This is a genomic window from Streptomyces noursei (assembly GCF_001646665.1).
GTDB classification, from domain to species: Bacteria; Actinomycetota; Actinomycetes; order Streptomycetales; family Streptomycetaceae; genus Streptomyces; species Streptomyces lavendulocolor.
Genome location: NZ_LWBU01000011.1, coordinates 201719 through 224738, shown reverse-complemented (window position 1 = coordinate 224738; position 23020 = coordinate 201719). Strand labels below are relative to the sequence as shown.

General features: G+C 73.6%; 25 protein-coding genes. 8 read left to right on the top strand and 17 right to left on the bottom strand.

Features of this window, described 5'->3' with window-relative positions; genetic code table 11:
• Positions 1 to 76 precede the first annotated feature (76 nt).
• From hpt to dacB, 4 genes are all read right to left on the bottom strand, one after another.
• On the bottom strand, positions 77 to 616 hold the full coding sequence (hpt, locus tag A4V12_RS01815; protein WP_064067358.1) for a hypoxanthine phosphoribosyltransferase: 540 nt from the start codon (positions 614 to 616) through the stop codon (positions 77 to 79).
• A 41-nt stretch (positions 617 to 657) separates the two neighbouring features.
• Entirely contained in the window at positions 658 to 1707 is a 1050-nt protein-coding gene (tilS, locus tag A4V12_RS01810) for a tRNA lysidine(34) synthetase TilS (protein WP_064067357.1), read from the bottom strand.
• Positions 1708 to 1907: 200 nt separating this feature from the next.
• On the bottom strand, positions 1908 to 3035 hold the full coding sequence (locus A4V12_RS01805) for a zinc-dependent metalloprotease (RefSeq protein WP_064067356.1): 1128 nt from the start codon (positions 3033 to 3035) through the stop codon (positions 1908 to 1910).
• A 55-nt stretch (positions 3036 to 3090) separates the two neighbouring features.
• Positions 3091 to 4503, bottom strand: a complete 1413-nt coding sequence (gene dacB / locus A4V12_RS01800; protein WP_064067355.1) for a D-alanyl-D-alanine carboxypeptidase/D-alanyl-D-alanine endopeptidase — start codon at positions 4501 to 4503, stop codon at positions 3091 to 3093.
• Positions 4504 to 4660: 157 nt separating this feature from the next.
• Here dacB and A4V12_RS01795 point away from each other — a divergent pair, with 157 nt between their 5' ends.
• Positions 4661 to 5155 carry an inorganic diphosphatase gene (locus A4V12_RS01795; protein ID WP_064067354.1) on the top strand — a complete coding sequence of 165 codons (495 nt, stop codon included), beginning with the start codon at positions 4661 to 4663 and terminating at the stop codon, positions 5153 to 5155.
• Between the two features lie 99 nt (positions 5156 to 5254).
• Entirely contained in the window at positions 5255 to 6934 is a 1680-nt protein-coding gene (locus tag A4V12_RS01790; protein ID WP_064067353.1) for a threonine/serine ThrE exporter family protein, read from the top strand.
• 679 nt (positions 6935 to 7613) lie between these two features.
• Here A4V12_RS01790 and A4V12_RS01785 read toward each other — a convergent pair.
• From A4V12_RS01785 to A4V12_RS01760, 6 genes are all read right to left on the bottom strand, one after another.
• Positions 7614 to 8297 (bottom strand): DedA family protein, encoded by a 684-nt coding sequence (locus tag A4V12_RS01785; RefSeq protein WP_107415290.1) that lies wholly within the window; start codon positions 8295 to 8297, stop codon positions 7614 to 7616.
• A 117-nt stretch (positions 8298 to 8414) separates the two neighbouring features.
• Entirely contained in the window at positions 8415 to 9173 is a 759-nt protein-coding gene (locus tag A4V12_RS01780; RefSeq protein WP_064067351.1) for a MerR family transcriptional regulator, read from the bottom strand.
• A 179-nt stretch (positions 9174 to 9352) separates the two neighbouring features.
• A complete protein-coding gene (locus tag A4V12_RS01775) occupies positions 9353 to 9994 on the bottom strand; it encodes a PadR family transcriptional regulator (protein WP_064067350.1) in 642 nt (213 codons plus the stop codon).
• Positions 9995 to 10107: 113 nt separating this feature from the next.
• Complete coding sequence (locus A4V12_RS01770; RefSeq protein WP_064067349.1) at positions 10108 to 10644, bottom strand: DinB family protein; 537 nt, start codon at positions 10642 to 10644, stop codon at positions 10108 to 10110.
• Between the two features lie 92 nt (positions 10645 to 10736).
• Complete coding sequence (locus tag A4V12_RS01765; protein WP_064067348.1) at positions 10737 to 12194, bottom strand: aldehyde dehydrogenase family protein; 1458 nt, start codon at positions 12192 to 12194, stop codon at positions 10737 to 10739.
• A 79-nt stretch (positions 12195 to 12273) separates the two neighbouring features.
• Complete coding sequence (locus tag A4V12_RS01760; protein WP_064067347.1) at positions 12274 to 13155, bottom strand: helix-turn-helix domain-containing protein; 882 nt, start codon at positions 13153 to 13155, stop codon at positions 12274 to 12276.
• A 310-nt stretch (positions 13156 to 13465) separates the two neighbouring features.
• On the opposite strand from A4V12_RS01760, the gene A4V12_RS01755 reads away from it, so the two are divergent.
• On the top strand, positions 13466 to 13984 hold the full coding sequence (locus A4V12_RS01755) for an ATP-binding protein (RefSeq protein WP_064067346.1): 519 nt from the start codon (positions 13466 to 13468) through the stop codon (positions 13982 to 13984).
• Positions 13985 to 14020: 36 nt separating this feature from the next.
• Here A4V12_RS01755 and A4V12_RS01750 read toward each other — a convergent pair whose 3' ends face one another.
• The 5 genes from A4V12_RS01750 to rpmG form a co-directional block, all read right to left on the bottom strand.
• On the bottom strand, positions 14021 to 14260 hold the full coding sequence (locus A4V12_RS01750) for a DUF397 domain-containing protein (protein ID WP_064067345.1): 240 nt from the start codon (positions 14258 to 14260) through the stop codon (positions 14021 to 14023).
• A gap of 245 nt (positions 14261 to 14505) precedes the next feature.
• A complete protein-coding gene (rpsR, locus tag A4V12_RS01745; protein WP_064067344.1) occupies positions 14506 to 14751 on the bottom strand; it encodes a 30S ribosomal protein S18 in 246 nt (81 codons plus the stop codon).
• Between the two features lie 4 nt (positions 14752 to 14755).
• On the bottom strand, positions 14756 to 15883 hold the full coding sequence (locus A4V12_RS01740) for a CobW family GTP-binding protein (protein ID WP_064067343.1): 1128 nt from the start codon (positions 15881 to 15883) through the stop codon (positions 14756 to 14758).
• Positions 15883 to 16140 carry a type B 50S ribosomal protein L31 gene (locus tag A4V12_RS01735; RefSeq protein WP_064067342.1) on the bottom strand — a complete coding sequence of 86 codons (258 nt, stop codon included), beginning with the start codon at positions 16138 to 16140 and terminating at the stop codon, positions 15883 to 15885. The genes A4V12_RS01740 and A4V12_RS01735 overlap by 1 nt, the downstream gene beginning before the upstream one ends.
• 8 nt (positions 16141 to 16148) lie before the next feature.
• Entirely contained in the window at positions 16149 to 16313 is a 165-nt protein-coding gene (gene rpmG, locus A4V12_RS01730; protein ID WP_064067341.1) for a 50S ribosomal protein L33, read from the bottom strand.
• A 63-nt stretch (positions 16314 to 16376) separates the two neighbouring features.
• Between rpmG and rpmB the strand changes: the two genes are divergently transcribed.
• The 3 genes from rpmB to A4V12_RS37325 all read left to right on the top strand — a co-directional run bounded on the left by rpmB (position 16377) and on the right by A4V12_RS37325 (position 17447).
• Positions 16377 to 16613 (top strand): 50S ribosomal protein L28, encoded by a 237-nt coding sequence (gene rpmB / locus A4V12_RS01725; RefSeq protein ID WP_064067340.1) that lies wholly within the window; start codon positions 16377 to 16379, stop codon positions 16611 to 16613.
• Entirely contained in the window at positions 16613 to 16918 is a 306-nt protein-coding gene (rpsN, locus tag A4V12_RS01720; protein WP_064067339.1) for a 30S ribosomal protein S14, read from the top strand. The genes rpmB and rpsN overlap by 1 nt, the downstream gene beginning before the upstream one ends.
• A gap of 61 nt (positions 16919 to 16979) precedes the next feature.
• Positions 16980 to 17447 (top strand): hypothetical protein, encoded by a 468-nt coding sequence (locus A4V12_RS37325; RefSeq protein ID WP_064067338.1) that lies wholly within the window; start codon positions 16980 to 16982, stop codon positions 17445 to 17447.
• Between the two features lie 384 nt (positions 17448 to 17831).
• Here the strand turns inward: A4V12_RS37325 and A4V12_RS01710 are convergent, their stop codons facing one another.
• The gene (locus A4V12_RS01710; protein ID WP_064067337.1) at positions 17832 to 18992 is read right to left on the bottom strand and encodes a DUF2786 domain-containing protein; all 1161 of its coding nucleotides are present in this window, start codon (positions 18990 to 18992) and stop codon (positions 17832 to 17834) included.
• Positions 18993 to 19130: 138 nt separating this feature from the next.
• Here A4V12_RS01710 and A4V12_RS01705 point away from each other — a divergent pair, with 138 nt between their 5' ends.
• Both A4V12_RS01705 and A4V12_RS01700 read left to right on the top strand, forming a co-directional pair.
• Complete coding sequence (locus A4V12_RS01705; protein WP_064067336.1) at positions 19131 to 19889, top strand: ABC transporter ATP-binding protein; 759 nt, start codon at positions 19131 to 19133, stop codon at positions 19887 to 19889.
• A complete protein-coding gene (locus tag A4V12_RS01700) occupies positions 19883 to 21970 on the top strand; it encodes an ABC transporter permease (RefSeq protein WP_064067335.1) in 2088 nt (695 codons plus the stop codon). Before A4V12_RS01705 ends, A4V12_RS01700 begins: the two co-directional genes overlap by 7 nt.
• Positions 21971 to 22062: 92 nt before the next feature.
• Here A4V12_RS01700 and A4V12_RS01695 read toward each other — a convergent pair whose 3' ends face one another.
• The gene (locus tag A4V12_RS01695) at positions 22063 to 22980 is read right to left on the bottom strand and encodes an NADP-dependent oxidoreductase (protein ID WP_064067334.1); all 918 of its coding nucleotides are present in this window, start codon (positions 22978 to 22980) and stop codon (positions 22063 to 22065) included.
• Positions 22981 to 23020 lie beyond the last annotated feature (40 nt).

Genomic DNA, 23020 nt, shown 5'->3' with positions numbered 1-23020 from the left:
CCGCGACCGCCTTCCCATGCTCCAACGGCGGGAGGGCGGTCGAGGTTCCCGGGGCCCGGCGGGCGCCCGGGGCGGTTCAGCCGCCGTAGACGTGCGGAGCGAGCGTTCCGACGAACGGGAGGTTGCGGTACTTCTCCGCGTAGTCCAGGCCGTAGCCGACGACGAACTCGTTCGGGATGTCGAAGCCGATCCACTTCACGTCGATCGCGACCTTCGCCGCCTCCGGCTTGCGCAGCAGCGTGCAGACCTCCAGGGAGGCCGGCTCGCGCGAGCCGAGGTTCGACAGCAGCCAGGACAGCGTCAGACCGGAGTCGATGATGTCCTCGACGATCAGGACGTGCTTGCCCTTGATGTCGGTGTCCAGGTCCTTGAGGATCCGGACCACGCCGGAGGACTGGGTGCCCGCGCCGTACGAGGAGACGGCCATCCAGTCCATGGTGACGGGGGTGGACAGCGCACGCGCCAGGTCGGCCATCACCATGACGGCGCCCTTGAGGACACCCACGATGAGCAGGTCCTTGCCCGCGTACTCAGCGTCGATCTTCGCGGCGAGCTCCGCCAGCTTCGCGTCGATCTCTTCCTTGGTGATGAGCACCGACTTGAGGTCGGTGCCCATGTCTTTCTCGTTCACCCGGGTCACTTTCGTTGCAGCCTGCGTCAGCCTTGCCGAATGACCAGTCTGCCACCCTGGCGGCGTGCCACGACGCGGCCGGGCAGATTGATGGCCCCCTGGCCCCGCCAGCCGGTGATCAGGCGGTCCAGCTCCTCGACGTGCCGGGCGAAGAGGGAGCCGGCCGGGGCGCCCTCGGCGATGGCCGCGCGGCGCAGCACGCGGCGGCGGACGGCGGGGGGCAGGGCGTACAGCTTGGCGCACTCCAGGAGGCCCGCCTCGTCCCGCACGGTCGGGTCGGCGTCGGCCGCCCACGCGTCCAGGGCGTCCGCGTCGTCGCGGCACAGCTGGGCCGTCCGGGCGAGGGCCTCGACGACGCCCTTGCCGAGGGACTTCTCCAGGGCGGGCAGGCCCTCGTGGCGCAGCCGGGAGCGGGTGTAGGCCGGGTCGGCGTTCATCGGGTCGTCCCAGACCGGCAGGGACTGGACCATGCAGGCCTTGCGGGCGGTCTGCCGGTCGAGCGTGAGGAACGGGCGGCGGTAGCGGTCCCCGGTGCCGGAGACGGCGGCCATGCCGGACAGGGAGCGGATGCCGGAGCCCCGGGCGAGGCCGAGGAGCACCGTCTCGGCCTGGTCGTCGCGGGTGTGTCCGAGCAGCACGGCGGAGGCGCCGAGGCGTTCGGCGGCCTCGTCCAGCGCGGCGTACCGGGCGTCGCGGGCGGCGGCCTCGGGCCCGCCGTCGCGGCCGACGGTGACGGCGACCGCCTCGACCGGGTCGAGGTTCATCGCGGTGAGGCGGGCCGCGACCTCGGCGGCGCGGAGGTCGGAGCCGGGCTGGAGGCCGTGGTCGACGGTGATGCCGCCGGCGCGGACGGCGAGCTTGCGGGCCTCGAAGGCGAGGGCTGAGGCGAGCGCCATGGAGTCGGCGCCGCCCGAGCAGGCCACCAGGACGAGCGGGGCCCGGCCGGGCCCGCCGGGGGCGGTGTCTTCGGTTGTCCCGGCAGCGGCGGGAGCCGGGGCGGAGTGCTCGGTGAGAACGTCGTGGAGTACGCGGCGGACCGCCAGGCGTATCGCCGCGACCGCAGGATGGGGACCCATGTCCGGTGCCCTTCGTGTGAAGTTGGGGGGTGCCTCGGTCGGAGTCTTAACGGCCGGAGCGGGGGGTTCGGTCACTCAGAGTGCGTCGATGGTGACAGAACTCGGCCGTTCCCCGAGCATCGCACGCCTACCCACTGCCCACGGTCCCTCGGATGGGTGATTGGGGAGGCGTTCTTCTGCCGTCGTCCGGATCGGGCTCCTCATTCTGCTTTACGGTGCACCCTCGCGACCCAGTCCGCCGGTTTGGCGATCTCCGCCTTGGTGGGCAGGGTGTTCGGCGAGGTCCACACCCGGTTGAACCCCTCCATCCCGACCTCGTCGACGACCGCCCGGACGAACCGCTCGCCGTCGCGGTACTGGCGCAGTTTGGCGTCCAGGCCCAGCAGGCGGCGCAGCGCCAGGTCCAGCCGGGAGGCGCCCTTGGCCCTGCGCTGCTGGAACTTCTCCCGGATCTCCGCCACCGACGGCACGACCTGCGGGCCGACGCCGTCCATCACGTAGTCGGCGTGGCCTTCGAGCAGCGACATCACCGCCGTGAGGCGGCCGAGGATCTCGCGCTGCTCGGGCGTCTGCACCAGCTCCACCAGCGAGCGGCCGCCCTCGTCCTCCTCGCCCTCGGGGCGGGCGCCGGTGAGGGCCTGGGCCGCCTCCCGCAGCCGCTCCAGGACCGTCATCGGATCCATGTCGGTCGCGCTCAGGAATGACTGGATCTCGCCCTGCAGGTGGTCGCGGAGCCACGGCACGGCCGTGAACTGCGTGCGGTGCGTCTCCTCGTGGAGGCTCACCCAGAGGCGGAAGTCGTGCGGGTCGACGTCCAGCTCCCGCTCGACGTGCACGATGTTCGGCGCCACCAGCAGCAGCCGGCCGCCGCCGTTCTCACCGGCCGGCAACTCCCGCGTGGCGGGGGCGAACGTCTCGTACTGCCCGAGGACCCGGGAGGCCAGGAACGACAGCAGCATGCCCAGCTCCACGCCGGTCACCTTGCCGCCGACCGCGCCCAGCACGGCGCCGCCGGAACTGCCGGAGCGGCGCTCCTGCATCTTCTCCAGCAGCGGCTTGAGCAGCTCCCGGAAGCCCGCCACGTTCGCCCTGATCCAGCCGGCCCGGTCGACCACCAGGACAGGGGTGTCCTCCGGTTCGTGCCCCTCGGGGATCATCCGGGTGAACGCCCGGACGTGCTCCTCGGACGCCTTGGCGTGCCGCCGCAGCTCGGCCACGACCGCGCGGGCCTCCTCACGGGTCACCTCGGGCCCCGGGCGCACCAGCCGGGTCGCGGTCGCGACCGCGAGATTCCAGTCGACCATCTCGGCACCACCGATGCTCGTCATGCGTCAACCGTACGTGCTCGGCGCCGGATCGGGTCAGGGTGCGGCGCCGACCGGCTCACGGGACGAGCGCGGAGGCGAGGCCGTCGAGCGCGGGCTGGGCCGCGGCGGCGGACGGGGTGCGCCCGGCGAGGAACGCGAAGGCCAGCAGCCGGCCGTCCGCGGTGACCACCGTGCCGGCCAGGGTGTTGACGCCGGTCAGGGTGCCCGTCTTGGCCCGGACCAGGCCGGCGCCGGGCGAGCCGTCGGGGTAACGGTCCGCCAGGGTGCCGCTGAAGCCGCCGACGGGCAGCCCGGTGAGGACCGGTCGCAGCTGGGGGCGGGCCGGATCGGCCGCCCGGGCGAGCAGCGCGGTGAGCAGGGCGGCCGACAGCCGGTCGCGGCGGTCCAGGCCGCTGCCGTCCGCGAAGCGGGCTCCGCCGAGCGGTACGCCCAGCTCGCGCAGCCGCTCGGCGACGGCGCGCCCGGCGCCGTCGAAGCTCGCGGGCCGGCCGGAGGCGAGGGCGGTCTGGCGGGCGAGCGCCTCGGCGAGGTCGTTGTCGCTGTGGGTCAGGGCACGCTCGACGAGGGCGGACAGCGGCTCGGACCAGGTACGGGCGAGCGGCACGGCCTTCTTCGGCGCACGCGCGCGTGCCGGGGGCCTGCCGGTCGAGACGCCGTGCTCGGCGAGCAGGGCCGCGAAGGTGCGGGCGGTGTCGCCCGCGGGGTCGGTGGAGCGCGGGGCGGGGCCGGCGGTGGAGCCGTTCAGGCGGCCCTCGTCGGTCATCAGGGCGGTGACCGGGGCGATGTTGTCGTTGACGCCGATCGGGTGCCGTTCCGGGCCGGTGTAGCGGGACGTGTCGTACGTCAGCGTCACGGCGGTGGTGCCGCGCGAGCGCAGGGCACGCGCGGTGTCGGCGGCCAGGGCGCCCAGCCGGGCCCGGGAGAGGGTGGGGTCGCCGCCGCCGACGAGCGTGACGCGCCGGGCGCCGGTGTCGGCGACCGTGGTGGTGGCGATGCGGTGGTCGGGGCCCAGGGCGGTGAGGGCCGCGGCCGAGGTGGCGATCTTGATGGTGGAGGCGGGCGTCATGGGCGTGCCCGCCCCGCTCCCGTACACCTGCCTGCCCGTCGTGACGTCCACGACGGACGCCGTGCGCAGCGGGCCCAGACCCGGGTCGGCGAGCAGCGGGCCGAGGGTCGCCGCCAGGGCGGCGGGCGCCGGGGCCGCCGGCTTCGGGGCGGCCTTGGCCCGGGGCGCGGCGAGGGCCGTGAGGACACCGGGGGCGCTGGGGGCCGGCGCGGGGGCGGGCCGCTCGGGACCGGCGGCGTCGTGATCTGCGCCACCTGTACCAACCTGGGCGGCGGCCCGGGCGCGCTCGGCCGTACGCTGACCCGAGTCCCAGGGCCCGGCCAGGGCCACCGTCCCGGCCGCCAGGACGAGGCCGAGCACGGCGGAACCCGCGGTGAGCTGCACCAGCTTCGGCTCCAGCACGGCTGACCAGCCCCTTTCGCGAGCACACAGTTGCGTGAGGGACACTTAACCACTGAGCTGTGCCGTGAGCACGGCACCCCCGGTGACCACGGCGGTCCGGTCCTGCCGGGGGAGCAGTATCACCCGACGTAATGTGTTGATCTTGGAGGAGCCACCCGTGGAGTTCGACGTCACCATCGAGATCCCGAAGGGGTCGCGGAACAAGTACGAGGTGGACCACGAGACCGGTCGTATCCGACTGGACCGCCACCTCTTCACGTCGACCGTCTACCCGGCCGACTACGGCTTCGTCGAGGGCACCCTCGGCGAGGACGGCGACCCGCTGGACGCGCTGGTCATCCTGGACGAGCCCACCTTCCCGGGTGTCCTGGTCAAGTGCCGCGCCATCGGCATGTTCCGGATGACCGACGAGGCGGGCGGCGACGACAAGCTGCTCTGCGTGCCGGCCTCCGACCCGCGCATGGAGCACCTGCGCGACATCCACCACGTGTCGGAGTTCGACCGCCTGGAGATCCAGCACTTCTTCGAGGTCTACAAGGACCTGGAGCCCGGCAAGTCCGTCGAGGGCGCCAACTGGGTCGGCCGCGCCGAGGCCGAGGCCGAGATCGAGGCCTCCGTGAAGCGCCTGGAGGCGCAGGGCGGCGCTCACTGAGCCCCCTCTCCCCGCACGACGGGCGGCGCACCCCTCGGGTGCGCCGCCCGTCGTCGTGTGGGAGCCCTTGGCCGTGCCCATACTGGGCAGGCGAATCGGATGGGTCGGACGGGAGCGAGGACGAGCACAGTGGCGCCGGAGACGGACGGTCCGGAGGACCGTAAGCCTCAGTCCGATGAGGCACACAGCGCCTTCGCGCCACCACCGGGCGTGGAGCAGCCCCCCGGTACCGAGGAGGACCAGCAGACGACGTCGGAGTTCGCCCTCCCGCCGGGACTGACGCCCGAGGCGCCCGCCGAGCCCGAGGGCTCCGCGTTCGCCCCGCCCTCGACGTACTCGGCGAAGGAGTCCCCGGCCGCCTTCACGCCCGCCGAGGGATTTCCGGCGATACGGCTGTCGAAGGACGCGCCCTGGCAGGACCGCATGCGCACCATGCTGCGCATGCCGGTGAGCGAGCGGCCCGTGCCCGAACCGGTGCAGAAGCAGGACGACGCCGGGCCCGCCGTGCCGCGCGTCCTCGACCTGACCCTGCGCATCGGCGAACTGCTGCTGGCGGGCGGCGAGGGCGCGGAGGACGTCGAGGCGGCGATGTTCGCGATCTGCCGCTCGTACGGGCTCGACCGCTGCGAACCGACGGTCACCTTCACGCTGCTGTCGATCACGTACCAGCCCTCGCTGGTCGACGACCCCGTCACGGCCAACCGGACCGTACGGCGGCGGGGCACCGACTACAACCGGCTGTCGGCCGTCTACACGCTCGTCGCCGACATCAACGCCGAGGACTACGAGGTCTCCCTGGAGGAGGCCTACCGGCGCCTCGCGGAGATCCGCCGCAACCGGCACCCGTACCCCGGCTGGGTCCTCACCGTGGCGGCGGGCGGACTCGCCGGCGCCGCGTCCATGCTGCTCGGCGGCGACATGGCCGTCTTCCTCATCGCGGCGGCCGGCGCCATGCTGGGCGACCGGCTGGCGTGGCTCTGCGCGGGCCGCGGACTGCCCGAGTTCTACCAGTTCGCGGTCGCCGCCGTACCCCCCGCCGCGCTCGGCGTCGTCGTCAGCCTCCTGCACGCCGGGCTCCAGCCGAACGCGGTGATCACCGGTGGGCTGTTCGCCCTCATTCCCGGACGGGCGCTGGTGGCCGCCGTCCAGGACGGACTGACCGGCTTCTACATCACCGCCTCGGCACGCCTGCTGGAGGTCGGCTACTTCTTCGTCGCCATCGTCGTGGGCGTGCTGTCGGTGCTGTACGGGGGCGTCCAGCTGGGCGCCAAGCTCAACCCCGAGGGCGTGCTCGACTCCGTCGAACGGCCGGTCATCCAGATCCTGGCGGCGGTGCTGCTGTCCGTGACGTTCGCGGTACTGCTCCAGCAGGAACGTTCCACGGTGCTGTTCGTGGCGCTGAACGGGGCGGCGGCGTGGGTCATCTACGCGGCGATAGCGGTGACGGCGGGCGGCTCGACCGTGATGGCGACGGCCGTCGCGGCGGGGCTGGTCGGCCTGTTCGGCCAGCTCATGGCCCGCTACGAGCACACCTCGTCGCTGCCGTACGTCACGGCGGCGATCGGCCCGCTGCTGCCGGGCAGCGCCACGTACCTCGGGGTGCTGAACATCGCGCAGAACAACATGGACGCGGGGTTCACCTCACTGGCGCGCGCGGCCGCGCTGGCGCTGGCCATCGCGATCGGCGTGAACCTGGGCGGCGAGATGGCCCGGCTGTTCATCCGGGCGCCCGGCTCGGCGGCGCTGCGCCGCGCGGCCAAGCGCACCCGCGGCTTCTGACCCGGCGAGGCCCTGGCGGCGCGGTGCGCTGCCTGTGCGGTGCGGTGCCTGTACGGCGCCCCGGCGGTGCGGTGCTGGTGCCCCGTGCCGGGCGTGGCCGGGGTGCTTTTTGCCGGTGTGCGGGGTACGGGGCCCCTCCGGGCTCACCTCCTCGCGGTTGGCGGGGCGCCGAGCCGGCTTTGTTGCCGTTACTCGCCGCCAATCCTCCCCCTACGCCTGGCGGCGTGGGGGGACCCCCAGGGGGCGACCCTGCACGGCCCCTCCTCGCCGAGTCCGCGAATACCCCGCCCCGTCCCGCACACGCCTACGCGCTGGCATGAGGCACGCCCCGATCACCGATCCGCAGAAGGCACACACACCAAGGTCGGGTCTTCCCCCACCGGCCCGCAGACGGGGACGCTCGGGGTTGAGAGCGCCCCACCCACCGGCCCGCAGGCGGGGGACGGCCTGGGGTGGGGCCGTGCAGGGTCGCCCCCGCAGGGGTTGGCGGCAAGGGGTGGGCTCCCTTGCATGTGACCCAGGGCCGCCGGCCCCGAGGAGGTGAGCCTGGAGGGGCCACACCCCACCACCCACCGGACAGGCACCGCACGGGTGGCGCACCGGGCGGAAGCCGGGCCAGGGGCGGCGTCCTCACCGGGCGGGGTGGGCCCGCAGGGGCTGGGCCCACCAGGGGGCGGGGTCAGCGCTTGGCGTGGCGGCCGCGCGGGGCCGAGGGGCCGCCGTCCTCGGTGACCGGCTCCTTCCTCTTCTGCGAGCGGGCCCGCAGGTACTCGATCACGATCGGGACGACCGAGATCAGCACGATCAGGATGAGGATGGGCTCGATGTTCTTGTGGACGAACTCGATCTTGCCGAGCGACGCGCCGAGGAGCGTCACACCGGCGCCCCAGAGGACACCGCCGATCACGTTGAACGTGATGAACGAGCGGTAGTTCATCCGGCTCACACCGGCGATGATCGGCGTGAACGTCCGGACAATCGGGACGAACCGGGCGAGGATCAGCGACTTGGGGCCGTGCTTCTCGAAGAACTCGTGGGCCTTCTCGACGTTCTCCTGCTTGAAGAGGCGGGAGTCCGGGCGCTTGAAGAGGGCCGGTCCGACCTTGCGGCCGAAGAGGTAACCCACCTGGTCGCCGATGATCGCGGACAGCACGACCAGGGTGCAGACGAGCCACAGCGGGGTGTCGAGGACACCGGTGGTGACCAGCAGGCCGGTGGTGAACAGCAGGGAGTCACCGGGGAGGAAGAAACCGATCAGCAGTCCGGACTCGGCGAAGACGATGACCAGGACGCCGATGAGGCCGAAGGTCTCGATGAGGTAGTCCGGGTCCAGCCAGCTCGGTCCGAGCGCAAGCGTATTCACGGGTTCCGGGGCTCCTGGGTCGGTGGGCGGGGGATGGCTGCCCAAAGCTATCAACGCTTCCACCCCCCACCCGGTTCCACGCCCCCTCCCACCCGGTCTCCCGGCCCGCGCGCGGTGTCAGGCGTGGCGGGCGGCGTTGGCGTGGATGGCGTCGCGGAGGTGCTGGGCGAGGCCGGGGCGGATGGCGTCGTAGTACGCCGTGAAGCGCTCGTCCGCGACGTACATGTCCGCGAGGCACCGGTGGATCTCGTACGTGCAGTCGTAGTACCACCGCACGATCTGCGTGCGGTGTTCCTCCGCGAGGTCCATCGCGCGCTCGCTCGTCGCCGGCTCGCCCGCCTCCATGAGGGCCTGGTAGCGGGCGCCCCAGTCGGCGGACTCCTCCTTCATCCGCAGCCAGTCCTCCTTGGTGTACCGCGCCGTGCGGCGGGCCGACTCCCGGTAGGCGTCGGTGTCGCCCCAGCGCTGTTCGACCTCCTCCTCGTACTGGTCGGGGTCGTGGTCCCCGAACACCTCGAACTTCTCCTCGGGCGTGAGGTTGATGCCCATCTTCTTCGCCTCCATGGCGTGTTCGACGGCCTCGGCCATCCTCTGCAGTTCGGCGATCCGCGTGGTCAGCAGCTCGTGCTGGCGCCGCAGGTGTTCCTGCGGGTCCGCGTCGGGATCGTCGATGAGGACCGCGACCTGGTCGAGCGGGAAGCCCAGCTCCCGGTAGAACAGGATCCGCTGCAGCCGGTCGAGGTCGGCGTCGTCGTACCGCCGGTGGCCCGCGTGGCTGCGGCCGCTCGGGGAGAGCAGCCCGATCTCGTCGTAGTGGTGCAGCGTCCGCACCGTGACGTGGGCGAACGCGGCGACCTGTCCCACGGAGTGGCTCACGGCTCTCCGCTCCCTTCTTCTGGTTGCGCGCTCCAGCCTGTTCCCTCACGCCACGTGAGGTGCAAGTCCCTTGTCGGCTGTAAGCGCGGGCCGTCCACGGGGAGCCCAGGGGGCTGCGGGTCAGGTGGTACGTGCCGGTGCGCACGTCCTGGAGGGTGCGGCCGCCGTCGGGCCGGTTGTCACCGGGTGTCGCCGGGGTGCGGGGTCCCGGTCGCGTACGGGTTCTCGTCGTCCTCGGACAGCACGCCGACGAAGGGCTCGCCCTCGCCGGCGAAGGTGTACGCGCCGCCCTCGATGCGCTCGATCAGCCCGCGCGTCCACGCGGCGCCCGCGTCGGCGGAGTGGACCCACATGTTCATGATCTCGCCGATGTGGCCGAGCGACTCGGGCCCGTCGGCGGGCGTGTAGTACTCCGTGACGCCGGCCCGCCACCGCTCCAGGCCCTCGATCCGCCGCTTGAGGAGCGCGACGGCCTCGTCGCGCGGCAGGTCGACGATGAACCCGACGGCCGCCGACAGGACGTCCGTGCGCTGGTCGTACGCCGTCAGCGACTCGCGCAGCAGAGCGAAGTACTCCTCGGTGCCCTCGGCGGTGAGCTCGTACTCGGTGCGCGGGGGGCCGCCGGCCGTGCTCGGCGCGGTCTCGTAGGCGTGCAGCAGCCCCTGCTTGGCCATCTGCTTCAGCGCGTGGTAGATCGATCCCGGTTTGGCGTTGGACCATTCGTGCGCGCCCCAGAACTCCAGGTCGTTGCGGACCTGGTAGCCGTGCGCCCGCCCGTGCTGGCGCACGGCTCCCAGCACCAGCAGCCGGATCGCCGACATCTCTCACGCACCCTTCCCGGTCCTTCGCGACCAGGGTACGCAGGGGGCGCCGGGGCCCGGAGGGCACGGTGCCGGGGCGCGGCACCGTGCCGGGGCCCGGCCGGCCCGGTGCGTCAGGCCCGTTCGAGCGCGACCAGGTCGAAAGCGCCCTTGCCGTCCAGGGACTCGCGGATGATGTCGGCGTGGCCGGCGTGCCGGGCGATCTCCTCGACCAGGTGCATGCCCAGCCAGCGCATGGAGACCCGGGCGTCCTTGGGGTACCAGGGCGCGTCCGGCAGCGGGAAGGTGTCGTCCAGGCTCGGGACGGTCCGCAGCAGTTCCTCGGTCTCCTTGGCGACGCCGTCCCAGAACGCCAGCACGCCCTGGATCGTCTCGTCGCGCTCCAGCCGGAAGCCGTCGGCCCACGTCTCCTCGGTGCGCTGCCTCTCGTTGGGCTGCTGCTGCGCCAGCCGCAGCCAGCCGAGTTCCGTCTCGGCGACGTGCTTGAGCAGACCGGAGAGCGACAGCTCGCTGGCGCTCGGGCGGGACGCGGCCTGCTCCTCGGTCAGCCCGAGCACGGAGCGGCGGACCGCGCCGCGCTGCGCCTCGATGAAGTTCAGCAGCGCGCCGCGCTCGTCGCCGTGGGCCTCTGAGGGAACGTGGGTGACCATGTCGGTCCGCCTTTCCGGTCGGTGCCTTACGACAACCAACCTACGGACCCTCGCGGTCAGGTTCTGTCCTCAACTCGCGGCCGGAAGGGGCCTCAGAAGGGGAACCTGCTCCGGCCGTGCTGGATGGAGATCCACTGGTGGGTGGTGAACGCCTCCACCGTGGATTCGCCGTTCAGCCGCCCCACGCCTGAGTGCTTCTCGCCTCCGAAGGGCACGATCGGCTCGTCATGGACGGTGCCGTCGTTGATGTGGATCATGCCGGTGCGGATGCGCCGGGCGATCCGTACGCCACGCTCGACGTCACCCGTATGGACGGCGCCGCTGAGCCCGTACGGGGTGTCGTTGGCGATGCGCACCGCCTCGTCCTCCCCGTCGAAGGGCAGGAGCATCACAACGGGGCCGAAGATCTCCTGGGCGAGGACCGGGGAGTCGTCCGGGAGGTCGGTCAGCACGGTGGGCGTGACCACGTTGCCGGTGGCGGAGCCGTGGACGAGGGCCGTCGCGCCGGCGGCGACGGTCTGGTCGACCAGCGTGGTCACCGACTCGGCCTGGGAGGAGTTGATGAGCGGGCCGAGGTGGGTGGCGGGGTCGGCGGGGTCGCCCGCCCTCAGGCCGCGGACCTTGGTGACGAACTTGTCGGTGAACTCGCTCAGCACCGAGCGGTCCACCAGGACCCGGTTCGCGGCCATGCAGACCTGGCCCTGGTGCACGAACCGGCTGAAGACGGCCGCGTCGACGGCGTAGTCGATGTCGGCGTCGTCCAGCACGATGAGGGCGCTGTTGCCGCCCAGCTCCAGCACGGACCGCTTGAAGTGGGCGGCGCAGACGGTGGCGACGTGCTTGCCGACGCGGTCGGACCCGGTGAAGGAGATGACCGCGGGCACCGGGTGCTCGATCAGCGCGTCGCCGATCTCCGCGATGTCGGTGATCACGACGTTGAGCAGACCGGCCGGGAGGCCGGCGTCCTCGAAGATCTTGGCGACCAGGGCGCCGCCGAGTATGGGGGTGTTCTGGTGGGGCTTGAGGACGACTGCGTTGCCGAGGGCGAGCGCCGGGGCGACGGACTTGATGGAGAGCAGGAAGGGGAAGTTGAAGGGGCTGATGACACCGACGACGCCGACCGGCACCCGGTAGAGGCGGTTCTCCTTGCCGTCGACCGGCGAGGGGAGGATGCGGCCCTCGGGGCGAAGCGCCAGGTTGACCGCCTCGCGCAGGAACTCCTTGGCCAGGTGCAGTTCGAAGGCCGCCTTGGTGCGCGTGCCGCCGAGTTCGGCGATGATCGCCTCGGTGATCTCCTCCTCGCGCTCCTCGATGAGGCGCAGGGCCCGCTCGAAGACGGCGCGGCGGGTGTACGGGTTCGTGTCGGCCCACGCGGGCTGGGCGCGCTCGGCCGCCCGGTAGGCCTGGTCTATCTCCTCGACCGTGGCCACGGTGATGGAGGCGAGCTTCTCCTCGTTGTACGGGTTGAAGTCGATGATGTCCCACGAGCCGCCGCCGGCCCGCCACTCACCGTCTATGTACTGCAGGGCCAGGTCTGTGAAGTAGGACATGCCATCCCTTCCCGAGGGCGCGCGCTCTCATGACACGCTCATGACGACGCGTTTGATGGGACGTCATCCTACTGGCGGGTCACGTGAGTTGGAGGAGTCCCCGGAGAACGTCTCGGCTCTCCTCGGGGCCCGGGCTGTCGTGATGCAGCCGCTCCATCACCCGCTCGTACTGGGCCACTTCCTCGCGCTTGTCGAGGTAGAGCGCGCTCGTCAGCTGCTCCAGGTAGACGATGTCGGAGAGGTCGGACTCGGGGAAGCGGAGCATGGTGAAGGCGCCGCTCTCGCCGGCGTGGCCGCCGAAGCTGAAGGGCATGACCTGGAGGGTGACGTTGGGCTGCTCGGAGACCTCGATCAGGTGCTTGAGCTGGTCGCGCATCACCTCCCGGTCGCCGTAGGGGCGGCGCAGGGCCGCCTCGTCGAGAACGGCGTGAAAGTGCGGCGCCCGCTCGGAGACGAGCACCTTCTGGCGCTCCAGGCGCAGCGCCACGCGGCGGTCGATCTCGGCCCGCGGGGCGTCCGGCATGCCGCGGGTGACGACGGCGTGCGCGTACGCCTCCGTCTGCAACAGCCCGTGCACGAACTGCACTTCGTAGATACGGATGAGCGAGGCGGCGCCTTCGAGGCCGATGTAGGTCTGGAACCACCCGGGGAGCACGTCGCCGTAGCTGTGCCACCAGCCGGCGACGTTGGCCTCGCGGGCGAGGCCGAGGAGGGAGTCGCGCTCGCTGTCGTCGGTGACGCCGTACAGCGTGAGCAGGTCCTCGATGTCCCTCGCCTTGAAGCTCACCCTGCCCAACTCCATACGACTGATCTTGGATTCGGACGCCCGGATGGAATAACCGGCGGCCTCGCGCGTGATGCCGCGCGACTCCCGCAGCCGCCGCAGTTGCGAACCCAGCAGGATGCGCCGCACCACGGAACCGCTCGACTCACTTGCGGTCACGTCTCCAACCCTCCCCATCGCCGATGTGTACGACGGAGCACCCCCGAGCTCCGAGACGCCGGATTCTGCCACCAAAATGCTTCACCGCGTACTCGCACGGTTACGCAAAGACGAAGCCTTGACCGAGTCGCGACGGCTCGAGCGCCCCGCCGGGGAAAGTGGGGGGCGGAAGATATGGCCAGTAATCGGCACGGGGGTGGACAGGTCGGGCGCGTGCACGTGCATCTGCCCTTGCATCAGGTGGTCGCATTCGGAACGATGGACCCCGCGCACCTGCGTAGTCGTTCGTGTTGTCGCACCACAGCCGCGAATCCCGGGAGTGCCTCGCATGGGGACGAATGGATCGACCATGCTCGAGCCTTTAAGGCAGGGGCTTCCGCCGATCGATGCCGCTTCTGTCTCCAGTTCCGCCTCGTGCGCACTGCCCGCCCGCTATGAAGCGGTGCGTGGCGCGCGGAAGTTCACCAGCGCGACGCTCGCCCAGTGGGACCTCACCGACCGGTTCGACGACGTGGCCCTGGTCGTGTCCGAACTCGTCACCAACGCGCTCCGGCACGCCCTGCCGGCCGACACGCCCCGCGAGGCGCCGCACGACCCCCCGGTACGGCTGCACCTGATGCGGTGGGCGAGCCGGCTGGTGTGCGCGGTGCGCGACCCGAGCCCGGACAGCCCGGCGGCGCGCGAGTCGGACGAGGACTTCTCCGCCGAGTCGGGCCGCGGGCTGTTCCTGGTCGAGTCCTTCAGCGACAGCTGGGGCTGGCACCCGCTGGCGGGCACGCTGCACGGCAAGGTCGTCTGGGCCCTGTTCCGCCTCTCGGACACGCCCGGTACGCAGCGGACCCCGTAGGGACGTGGGGCGCCCGGAGGGCGCCCCACGGATACGTCAGCCGGCCGCCAGGTGGTCGAACTCGCCGTCCTTGACGCCCAGCAGCAGGGCCTCGATCTCCGCCGGCGTGTACACCAGCGCCGGGCCGTCCGGATGCCGCGAATTGCGCACGGCCACGTCCCCGCCGGGCAGTTTGGCGAATTCGACGCACGAGCCCTGCGAGTTGCTGTGCCTGCTCTTCTGCCATACGACGCCGTGAAGCTCCGTGGCCGCCATGCCGTTGTACACGTGGTGCACAGGACGCTCCCCGAGATACATGATGCAGGTGTCAACTATCGGGATCATAGCTAGGTTCACGTGCTGTTGCATGTGCAGATGCACGTGCACGGAGGGTGGTCCTGTGGTGACGACGACGTTGCTACTCCCCCGTACAGAATGAAGGACGTTCGGAACGCCGTAATGGCTCCCTTCTTTCTGCACGACATACGAAAAGGCCCTCCCGGAAGGAGGGCCTTGTACCGAACAGGCGTACGCGAGGAGCGTCAGCGCGCCGACGAGGAGTACGGCAGCAGGGCCATCTCCCGTGCGTTCTTGATGGCGCGGGCCAGCTGCCGCTGCTGCTGCGCCGACACGCGCGTCACCCGCCGGCTGCGGATCTTGCCGCGGTCGGAGAGGAACCTCCGCAGCAGGTCGGTGTCCTTGTAGTCGACGTAGGTGATGCCCTCGCGGTCCAGGGGATTGGGGCGGGACTTCACCGGCTTGCGGTCGGCGGAACGGCGGGGGGACATGGGGTCAGACCTCCAGGAGGGCGTCGAATGCGGACGGGAGCCGTTTCCAGGCCTCGCGGCCCGCGGCGTACTCCGCGTCGGTGAGCAGGCAGGAGTCGAGGAGCTCGGCCAGGCCCTCGCGGTCCAGGTCCGGCGAGGTGAAGACCAGGTGCTGGCAGCGGTCCCCGTGCTCGGGGTCCCAGTCCAGCGCGGCCGCCGCCCGGCGTACCGGCGGGACCATCTCCCAGGCGGCGTCCGGCAGCGACGCCAGCCACGGCCCGGTGGGCTCGACGCACAGGGCGCCGCCCGCCGCGTCCCAGGCCAGCAGCGTGTCCGGCCGGTCGGCCAGCCAGAACCGCCCCCGGCTGCGGGCGGCCGCGCAACACAGGTCCTCCAGCGCCGCGTACAGCCGCTCCGGGTGGAACGGGCGGCGCCGGTGCCACACGTACGTGCCGACGCCGTGCGCGTCCGCCTCCTGCGGCAGCAGCGCGCAGGCCGGGTGCTGGGCGGCCGCCGCGGCCTCGACGTCGAACCCGGCCAGCGCGGCGGCGGCCAGGTCCCCGCCGGGGAGGGGCACCTGCCGGGCCGTCGGATGGAGCTGGGCGAGCAGCGCCCGGTCCTCGTCGTCGGCGTCCGGGCCGTCCAGGACGGCGAGCACGGGCGCGTACTCCAGCTGGCGCGCGAAGGTGTCGGCGACCGTACGCCGGTCGGTGGCGGCGGCCGCGAGCCCCGCGTCCGCCAGGTCGTCGCCGTTGCCGAGGCAGGGCAGCAGCAGGGCGGGGTCGACGGCGGTGATCACCGAGCCGACCGTCAGTCCGGCCGCCGCGACCACCTCGGCCATCGCCTTGGGCTCGACGGAGTCCCACAGCTCGACCACCGCCAGGCGCGTCAGCCCCGCGTCGGCGAGCCGTTGCAGTTCGGGCACCAGGTCCTCGCGGAGCGCGCAGCAGGCGCAGTCGTTGACCAGCGGCGTCTCGTCCGTGGACAGGACGCCGGTGGCGTCGCGCACGGTGCGGGTGACCGTGCCCCGCTCGGCGGCGCCCGTCAGGTCGTGGTGGAGCGCCACGCTGCCGGGGACGGTGGTGAGCAGCCGCTCAACGGCGGCCGCGCGGGCCCCGGAGTGGAGCCCGCCGACGAGAGCGACGGAGAGCATCAGCGGGCCCCGTGTCGCCGGCCGTAGCGCTGCTCGAACCGCTCCACGCGCCCGGCCGTGTCCAGGACGCGCGCCTGGCCCGTGTAGAAGGGGTGGCTCGCGGAGGAGATCTCGACGTCGATGACGGGGTACGTGTTGCCGTCCTCCCACTCGACCGTCTTCTCGCTCGTGGCGGTGGAGCGGGTCAGGAAGGCGAAGCCGCCCGCCTTGTCACGGAAGACGACGGGCTCGTACGGGGGGTGGATACCGGGCTTCATCGCGCGCCTCAGCGCTCCTCTCGGAAGTCGACGTGCCGCCCGGCGACCGGGTCGTACTTGCGCAGCGTCATGCGGTCGGGGTCGTTACGGCGGTTCTTGCGGGTCACGTAGGTGTAGCCGGTGCCGGCGGTGGACCGGAGCCTGATGACCGGTCGGAGTTCGTTGCGGGCCATGCAGGTACAGTAAATGGAAATGGTTTCCATTACCAAGACAGCCCATGGAGAGGTAGGTCACCCTTGTCCGCCCACTGCCAGCTGACCGGCGCCCGCCCCGGTTTCGGCAACCGCGTCTCGCACTCGCACCGGCGCACGTCCCGGCGCTTCGACCCCAACATCCAGCGCAAGCGCTACTGGCTGCCGAGCGAGGGCCGGTACGTCCGGCTCACCCTGTCCGCCAGGGGCGTCAAGACCGTCGACACCCTGGGGATCGAGGCCGCGGTGGCCCGGATCCGCGCCCGCGGGGGGAAGGTCTGATGGCCAAGAAGAGCAAGATCGCCCGCAACGAGCGGCGCAAGCGGGTCGTCGAGCGGTACGCGGCCCGCCGCGCCGAGCTGAAGGAGATCATCCGGCGGCCCGGCACCCCGGAGGCCGAACGGCTCGCCGCGCGGGCCGAGTTGAGCCGGCAGCCGCGGGACGCCAGCCCCACCCGGGTGCGCAACCGCGACAGCGTGGACGGCCGGCCGCGCGGCCACCTGCGCAGGTTCGGGCTCTCCCGCGTCAACCTGCGGCAACAGGCGCACGCCGGGTTCCTGCCGGGCGTCACCAAGTCGTCCTGGTAGCCGGGCCTACCGGCTGGTAGCTTGTCGCGCGTTTCCGGCACCGACGTTGGGGAGACGTGGCGTGGACGCGCACAGGCTCGTACGAACCGGGGTCGTCGCGGCGGCGGGTGCCGCCGTCCTGCTCGCGCTGGCCGGCTGCGGCGGCGGCCCCGGCGGCGCCGCCCCGCGGCCGGCCGGCGGCGCCACGCCGTCCCCGGCGGCGACACCGGCCGCGCCGCCCTCCCCGTCCTCGTCCCCGTACGCGTCCGCCCCGCCGGCCGCCGCCGGTCCGGCGGACGGGTCCTGGGTGGGCCTCACCGGCGGCAAGCCGGTCAGCGTCACCGTCAAGAAGGGCCACGCCCTGGTGCTCGCCGAGGCACACGTCTGCCAGGGCACCGCGCGCGGCACGGCCCCCGTGGCCCTCACCCTGACCTGCGACGACGGCTACACCGCCCGCACCGAGGGCACGGCGAGCACCGAGCGGGGCAAGCTGGTCGTCACCTGGGCCGACGGCACGAAGGACACGCTCACCAAAGCGACCGCCTCCTAGGCCCCCGGCGGGGCGACCACCTCCCCGCCGGGGCGGGTCGTACGGGCACGGGCGGGACGCCCCTTACCGGGCCGCCGTCGTCGGCAACCACCGGCGCCGGGGCGCCGACCACCGGCGTCGGGGAGCCACGGCCGCCTCCAGGGCGGCGGTTTGTCGGCCGTCCTTGGCAGCAGCCGGCCGCCCGGGCACCCGCCACCGGCCACGGGAGCCCGAGCCGCCAAGGCGCGGCCACCGGCCACGGGAGCCGCCGCGCCACCGGGGGCCGCCCGGCCACAGGCGTGGGAAGCCGCCCTGACACCCGCCACCCGGCGCGGGCCACCGGCCACTGGAGCCGTCGGGGTGCCGGTCGCCCGCCAAGGTCGGGAGCCGGCCGGGCGGGGGCTGTCAGCGGGGCAGGGTGCCGCGGCCCCGGTCGTGTCCACGGCCGTGGTCCGTGCGCGCCCGGTCGGCGGCCGCCGTGCCGTGGTGCCAGCCCGCCTCGTCGGTGGCGCCGCGCACCCGGGTCGTGGTCGTCTCGGGGAACATCCGGTCGGCCCGGGCCGTCACCGCCACGTCCCGGGCCGCCAGGACCGGCAGCAGCGACGGCTCCTCGGCGGTGACCCGCTCGGAGGTGGACGCGAGCCGGTCGCCGAGCCGGTGGGCGTACGCCAGCAGGAACGACTGGCGGAACGTCTTCGTACGCCTGCGTCCGCCCTTCCGCTGCTCCGCCTCCGCCCGGGTCATCGCGCCCGTGCCCTGCACCAGCAGCGAGGTGTACAGCAGCTCGACGACCTCCAGGTCCGGCTCGAAGCCGACGACCGTCGAGAAGCCGAACGCCTCGTTCCACACCGCCCGGCAGCGGTTCGCCGACGCCACCGCGTCCAGCAGGATCGCCTTGGCCGTCTCGTACGGCGCGTCGACGCCGATCCGCAGCGCGCCCGGCTCCTCCGGGCTGTGCGTACGGGACGCCAGGGCGGCCTCGTCCAGGCTGTACCGCGCCATCAGCTCCTGCGCCTTCGCGGTGAGCGCCTCGGCCTCCTCGGGATACCCGGTCGCCTCCGCCTTGGCCAGCAGCGCGCGGATCCGGCCCAGCATGCGCGGCTCGCCGTGCACCGGCGGAGTGTGCAGCGGCGAGGCGCCCGGCACGGGGCCCACCGGCTCGATCGCCGGGAGGCGGGCGAGCAGCCGGTACAGCTCCAGCACGGCCGTGGCGTACGAGAACCGGTCCGCGCGCCAGCCGGTGCCGTCCAGCTCCGCGACCTGGGCGGCCCACCGCGCCGGCAGCCGCTCGTACGCACGGACCTCGGCCACGATCAGCGCCGCGACCAGCCGCACGTGGTGGTCGTCCAGGTCGCGGCGGACCAGCCGGACGACGTCGGCCGGCTGCCAGCCGCGCTGCCACGCCCGGCGCACGAACTCCTCGCCCCGGCGCGCCAGTTCCGCGTCGGCGGCGGGTTCGGCGGCCAGCAGGGAGGCGCCAGTGTCGAGGGCGGCGTCGTCCTCGGCGTACAGCGCCGCCGCGAACGCCCGCTCCACGGCGCCCGCCTCCGATTGCCCCGCTGACATGCTCCCCGCCTCCTCGTTGCCGCACGCCGGCCCCGGCGTCCTCGTCCTCCATGGTCGCAGGGGGGTAGGGCCTGCCCCACCACGAAGACACCTGCCAGTGGTCGTGATCGCGGGCGGCGCGGACGGTTGTCTGGAGCCATGACCACAACCGCCGTACGGCTCACCGCGCTTCGCCGCCGCCACCGGGACGTCACCGCGCTCGACGGGGTCGACCTCGACTTCCGCACCGGCTCCTTCACCGCCGTGATGGGCCCGTCCGGGTCCGGGAAGTCGACCCTCCTGCACTGTGCGGCCGGGCTCGACCGGCCGACGGGCGGCCGGGTCGAGGTGGCCGGCGTCGACCTCGGCGGGCTGAGCGAGCGGCGGCTGACGCTGCTGCGGCGGGACCGCATCGGGTTCGTGTTCCAGGCGTTCAACCTGCTGCCGTCGCTGACCGCCGCCCAGAACGTCGCCCTGCCACTGCGGCTGGCCGGGCGGAGACCCTCGCGGGCCGAGGTGCGGGCGGCCCTCGCGCGCGTGGGGCTCGCCGACCGCGCGGGGCACCGGCCGGGCGAGCTGTCCGGCGGACAGCAGCAGCGGGTGGCGCTGGCACGGGCGCTGATCACCCGGCCCGCCGTGCTCTTCGCCGACGAGCCGACCGGGGCGCTGGACTCCGGGGCGGGCCGTGAAGTGCTGCGGCTGCTGCGGGAGACGGTGGACCGGGACGGCATGACGGTCATCATGGTCACCCACGCCCCGGTGGCCGCCTCCCGAGCGGACCGGGTGGTGTTCCTGGCGGACGGCCGGGTGGGCGGGGAGCTGACGGCGCCCACCGCCGAGGCGGTCGCCCACCGGATGGCCGGGTCCGCGTCCACGTCCACGCCCGCGTCCGCGTCCCCGGAGCGTGCCGCGTGCTGAGTCTCGCCCTCCTGGGGCTGCGCGACCGCTGGGCCTCCTTCGCCGGGAGCTTCGTCGCGCTGGCGATCGGCGTGGGGCTGCTCACGACCATGGGCCTCGGCCTCGCCTCGACGACCGACGCGCCGGAGCGGGCGCCGGAGCGGTTCGCCGCCTCGCCGGTGGTGGTGATCGGCACGGACACGGTGACCGTCGGGCGCGTGACGCACGAACTGTTCCATCCACACCCTGTGGACACACGGCTCCTCGCCGACCTGCGGGCCCTCGGCCCGGTGGCCACCGACGGCGGCACGGACGCGGTGGGCGTGGACGCGGCTCCCGACGCCGTACGCCGGGTCGTCGGCGACCGCGGCCGGGTCCTCACCGGCGACGAGCGGCGGCAGGCGGACCCGGGGCCGGAGCGGGACGCGGAGGCCCTGGTCACCGTGAACGCCCTGCTGGGCACGGCCGGCGGGGTGACCGCCTTCGTCTCGGTGTTCGTCGTCGCGTCGACGTTCGCCTTCGCGGTGGCGCTGCGGCGGCGCGAGTTCGGGCTGCTGCGCACGGCCGGCGCGACCCCGGGCCAGGTGCGGCGGGCGCTGCTCGCCGAGGCGGCCGTCATGGGGGCCGTCGCCTCGGGCACGGGGTGCGCGCTCGGGGCGTGGGGCGCGCCGGAGCTGGCCCGGGTCCTGGTCGAGGAGGGCGTCGCACCGGAGTGGTTCACCGTCCGGGACACCGGCTGGCCGTTCCACGCCGCCTTCTGGACGGGCCTGGCCGTCGCCCTCACCGGCGCCTGGGCGGCGGCCCGCCGGGCGGGGCGCACCGGCCCGGTCGAGGCGCTGCGGGAGGCCGACGTCGACAGCGGCGTCCTGCCCCCGGGCCGCCGGGTGATGGGCGCGGCCCTGCTGCTGACGGGTCTCGCCCTGCTCGGCTGGATGCTGCTCACCGACCCCTCGGACCTGCTGAAGCGCAAGACGTACACGACCCGGCCCATGCTGCTCGTCACGGGCACGGCCCTGCTCACCCCGCTGCTGGTCCGCCCGGTGGCGCGGGCGCTGCCCCTGCCGGGCGTCACGGGCATGCTCGTACGGCAGAACGCGGCGGCCGCCCTGCGCCGGACCTCCGCCGTCGCCGCGCCTGTCCTGGTCACCGTCGCGCTGGCCGGGTCGTTGCTCGGCACGGCCGGGACGGTGGCCGCCGCAGAGGCCGCCGAGGCGCGGCGCCACACGGCGGCGAGCCACATCGTGACGGGCGGGGACCTCCGGCCGGTGCGGGTCCCGGGCGCCACGGTCTCCCCCAGCGCGTCGACCGGCGTCTTCGTCCGCGACGGCGCGACGGCCGTCGTCCGGTACGAGGCCCGGGCGGTCACCGACCCGGCCGCCTTCGCCGAACTGGCCCGCCTGCCCGTCGTGGCGGGCGACCTCGGCGACCTGGACGACGGCTCGATCGTCATCGACGAGGAGATCGCGCACAGCGAGTCCGGGGAGCGGAGGGTCGGCGACCGGCTCGACGTCCGGCTGGGCGACGGCCGGCCCGCGTCGCTGCGCGTCGCCGCGGTGCTCGCGACCGGGACGGGCGGCAACGGCCCGTACGTCACGGCCGCCAACGCCCGCGCGGCGGCGGTCGACCGTGTCGACGTCCGGCTGCCGCCCGGCACGGACCCGGCCGTGCTGCGCGCGGCCGGCTCCACGGTCACCCCCGTCGACGCGTGGGCCGCGCCGCGCACCTCGCCGCAGACCCGGCTCGGCTTCGTCGTGGTGCTCGGCATCGCCCTCCTCTACACCGCGATATCCCTGGCCAACACGCTGGTGATGGCCACGTCCGTACGGGGCGGGGAGCTGCGCGCGCTGCGGCTGGCCGGGGCGACGCGCCCCCGGGTGCTGGCGGTCGTCGCGGGCGAGGCGCTGTTCGCCGTCGGGATCGGCGCGGTCCTGGGCGCCGCGGTGGCGGCGGTCGGCCTGGCCGGGCTCTGCGCCGGTCTCGCCGCCCTCTCGGCCCCGGTGGTGCTCGCGGTGCCGTGGGCGCCCATGGGGGCCGCCCTGGCCGGCTGCGCCCTGGTGGCGGTGGTGTCGTCGGTCGTGGCCGCAGCCCGCGCGAGCCGGTGACCGCCACCCCGGTCCGGGGCCGTGCCGGGCCGCCCCGCCGGCCGTGCGGGGGTGCGCGCGGACGGCCCGGGACCAGCGGCCCGGCACCCGGTTCAGGGGCGGACGACCAGCTTGCCGCGCGCGTGGCCGGCCTGGCTCAGCTCCTGCGCCTTCGCCGCGTCGGCCAGGGCGAACGTCTCGGCGATCCGCACCCGCAGCCGGCCCGCGGCGGCGAGACGGCCCTGCTCGGCGAGTCCCGCGCGGACGGCCTCCGGCGGGGTGCCGCCCCCGGAGAAGGGGACGCCGTACGCGTCGGCGTCCGTGGCCGCGATGGTGACGATCCGGTCCGTCGTACCGCCGCGCAGCTCGATCGAGACGGGCAGCGTGTCGTGCCCGGCGGCGTCGAAGACCGCGTCGACGTTCCCGCCCGGGGCCACCGCACGGACGCGGTCGCCGAGCCCGTCCCCGTACGCCACGGGGACGGCCCCCAGCTCCCGCAGGAAGTCGTGGTTGGCCGGGGAGGCCGTGCCGACGAGCGTGACGCCGAGCGCCACGGCGAGCTGTACGGCGACCTGGCCGACCACGCCGGCCGCGCCGTGCAGGAGCAGGGTCTCGCCGCCGCGCACCTCCAGCAGGTCCAGCACCCGCTGGGCGGTCTCCCCCGCCACGGGCAGGGCGGCCGCCTCCTCGAAGGAGAGCCCGGCCGGCTTGTGGACGATGTCGCCGGCTATCGCGTACTCGGCGTACGCGCCGGTCCGCGTCCACCCGAACACCTCGTCGCCCACGGCGAAGCCGGTCGCACCCTCCCCGAGGGCGTCCACGACGCCGGCGAACTCCAGACCGGGTACGGCCGGGAACGTCGTCGGGTAGAACTGCTCCACCCACCCCTCGCGGCGCTTGTGGTCGAGCGGGTTGACCCCCGCCGCCACCACCTTCACCCGCACCTCGCCCGGGCCGGGCTCCGGCGTGGCGGTCTCGCCGAGCGCCAGGACCTCGGGGCCGCCGAACCGCTCGTAGGAAATGGCCTTCATGTCGTGCTCCCCCTCGTGGATTCCGGTTGACGGGCTCAAC

Bases quoted from the DNA above. Each gene is read 5' to 3' on its own strand.
- hpt (WP_064067358.1), bottom strand. From the start codon at position 616: ATGGGCACCGACCTCAAGTCGGTGCTCATCACCAAGGAAGAGATCGAC.
- tilS (WP_064067357.1), bottom strand. From the start codon at position 1,707: ATGGGTCCCCATCCTGCGGTCGCGGCGATACGCCTGGCGGTCCGCCGC.
- A4V12_RS01805 (WP_064067356.1), bottom strand. From the start codon at position 3,035: ATGACGAGCATCGGTGGTGCCGAGATGGTCGACTGGAATCTCGCGGTC.
- A4V12_RS01790 (WP_064067353.1), top strand. From the start codon at position 5,255: ATGGGTCGGACGGGAGCGAGGACGAGCACAGTGGCGCCGGAGACGGAC.
- A4V12_RS01775 (WP_064067350.1), bottom strand. From the start codon at position 9,994: ATGTCGGCGATCCGGCTGCTGGTGCTGGGAGCCGTGCGCCAGCACGGG.
- A4V12_RS01770 (WP_064067349.1), bottom strand. From the start codon at position 10,644: ATGGTCACCCACGTTCCCTCAGAGGCCCACGGCGACGAGCGCGGCGCG.
- A4V12_RS01765 (WP_064067348.1), bottom strand. From the start codon at position 12,194: ATGTCCTACTTCACAGACCTGGCCCTGCAGTACATAGACGGTGAGTGG.
- A4V12_RS01760 (WP_064067347.1), bottom strand. From the start codon at position 13,155: ATGGGGAGGGTTGGAGACGTGACCGCAAGTGAGTCGAGCGGTTCCGTG.
- A4V12_RS01755 (WP_064067346.1), top strand. From the start codon at position 13,466: ATGGGGACGAATGGATCGACCATGCTCGAGCCTTTAAGGCAGGGGCTT.
- rpsR (WP_064067344.1), bottom strand. From the start codon at position 14,751: ATGTCCCCCCGCCGTTCCGCCGACCGCAAGCCGGTGAAGTCCCGCCCC.
- A4V12_RS01740 (WP_064067343.1), bottom strand. From the start codon at position 15,883: ATGCTCTCCGTCGCTCTCGTCGGCGGGCTCCACTCCGGGGCCCGCGCG.
- A4V12_RS01735 (WP_064067342.1), bottom strand. From the start codon at position 16,140: ATGAAGCCCGGTATCCACCCCCCGTACGAGCCCGTCGTCTTCCGTGAC.
- rpmG (WP_064067341.1), bottom strand. From the start codon at position 16,313: ATGGCCCGCAACGAACTCCGACCGGTCATCAGGCTCCGGTCCACCGCC.
- rpsN (WP_064067339.1), top strand. From the start codon at position 16,613: ATGGCCAAGAAGAGCAAGATCGCCCGCAACGAGCGGCGCAAGCGGGTC.
- A4V12_RS01710 (WP_064067337.1), bottom strand. From the start codon at position 18,992: ATGTCAGCGGGGCAATCGGAGGCGGGCGCCGTGGAGCGGGCGTTCGCG.
- A4V12_RS01705 (WP_064067336.1), top strand. From the start codon at position 19,131: ATGACCACAACCGCCGTACGGCTCACCGCGCTTCGCCGCCGCCACCGG.
- A4V12_RS01695 (WP_064067334.1), bottom strand. From the start codon at position 22,980: ATGAAGGCCATTTCCTACGAGCGGTTCGGCGGCCCCGAGGTCCTGGCG.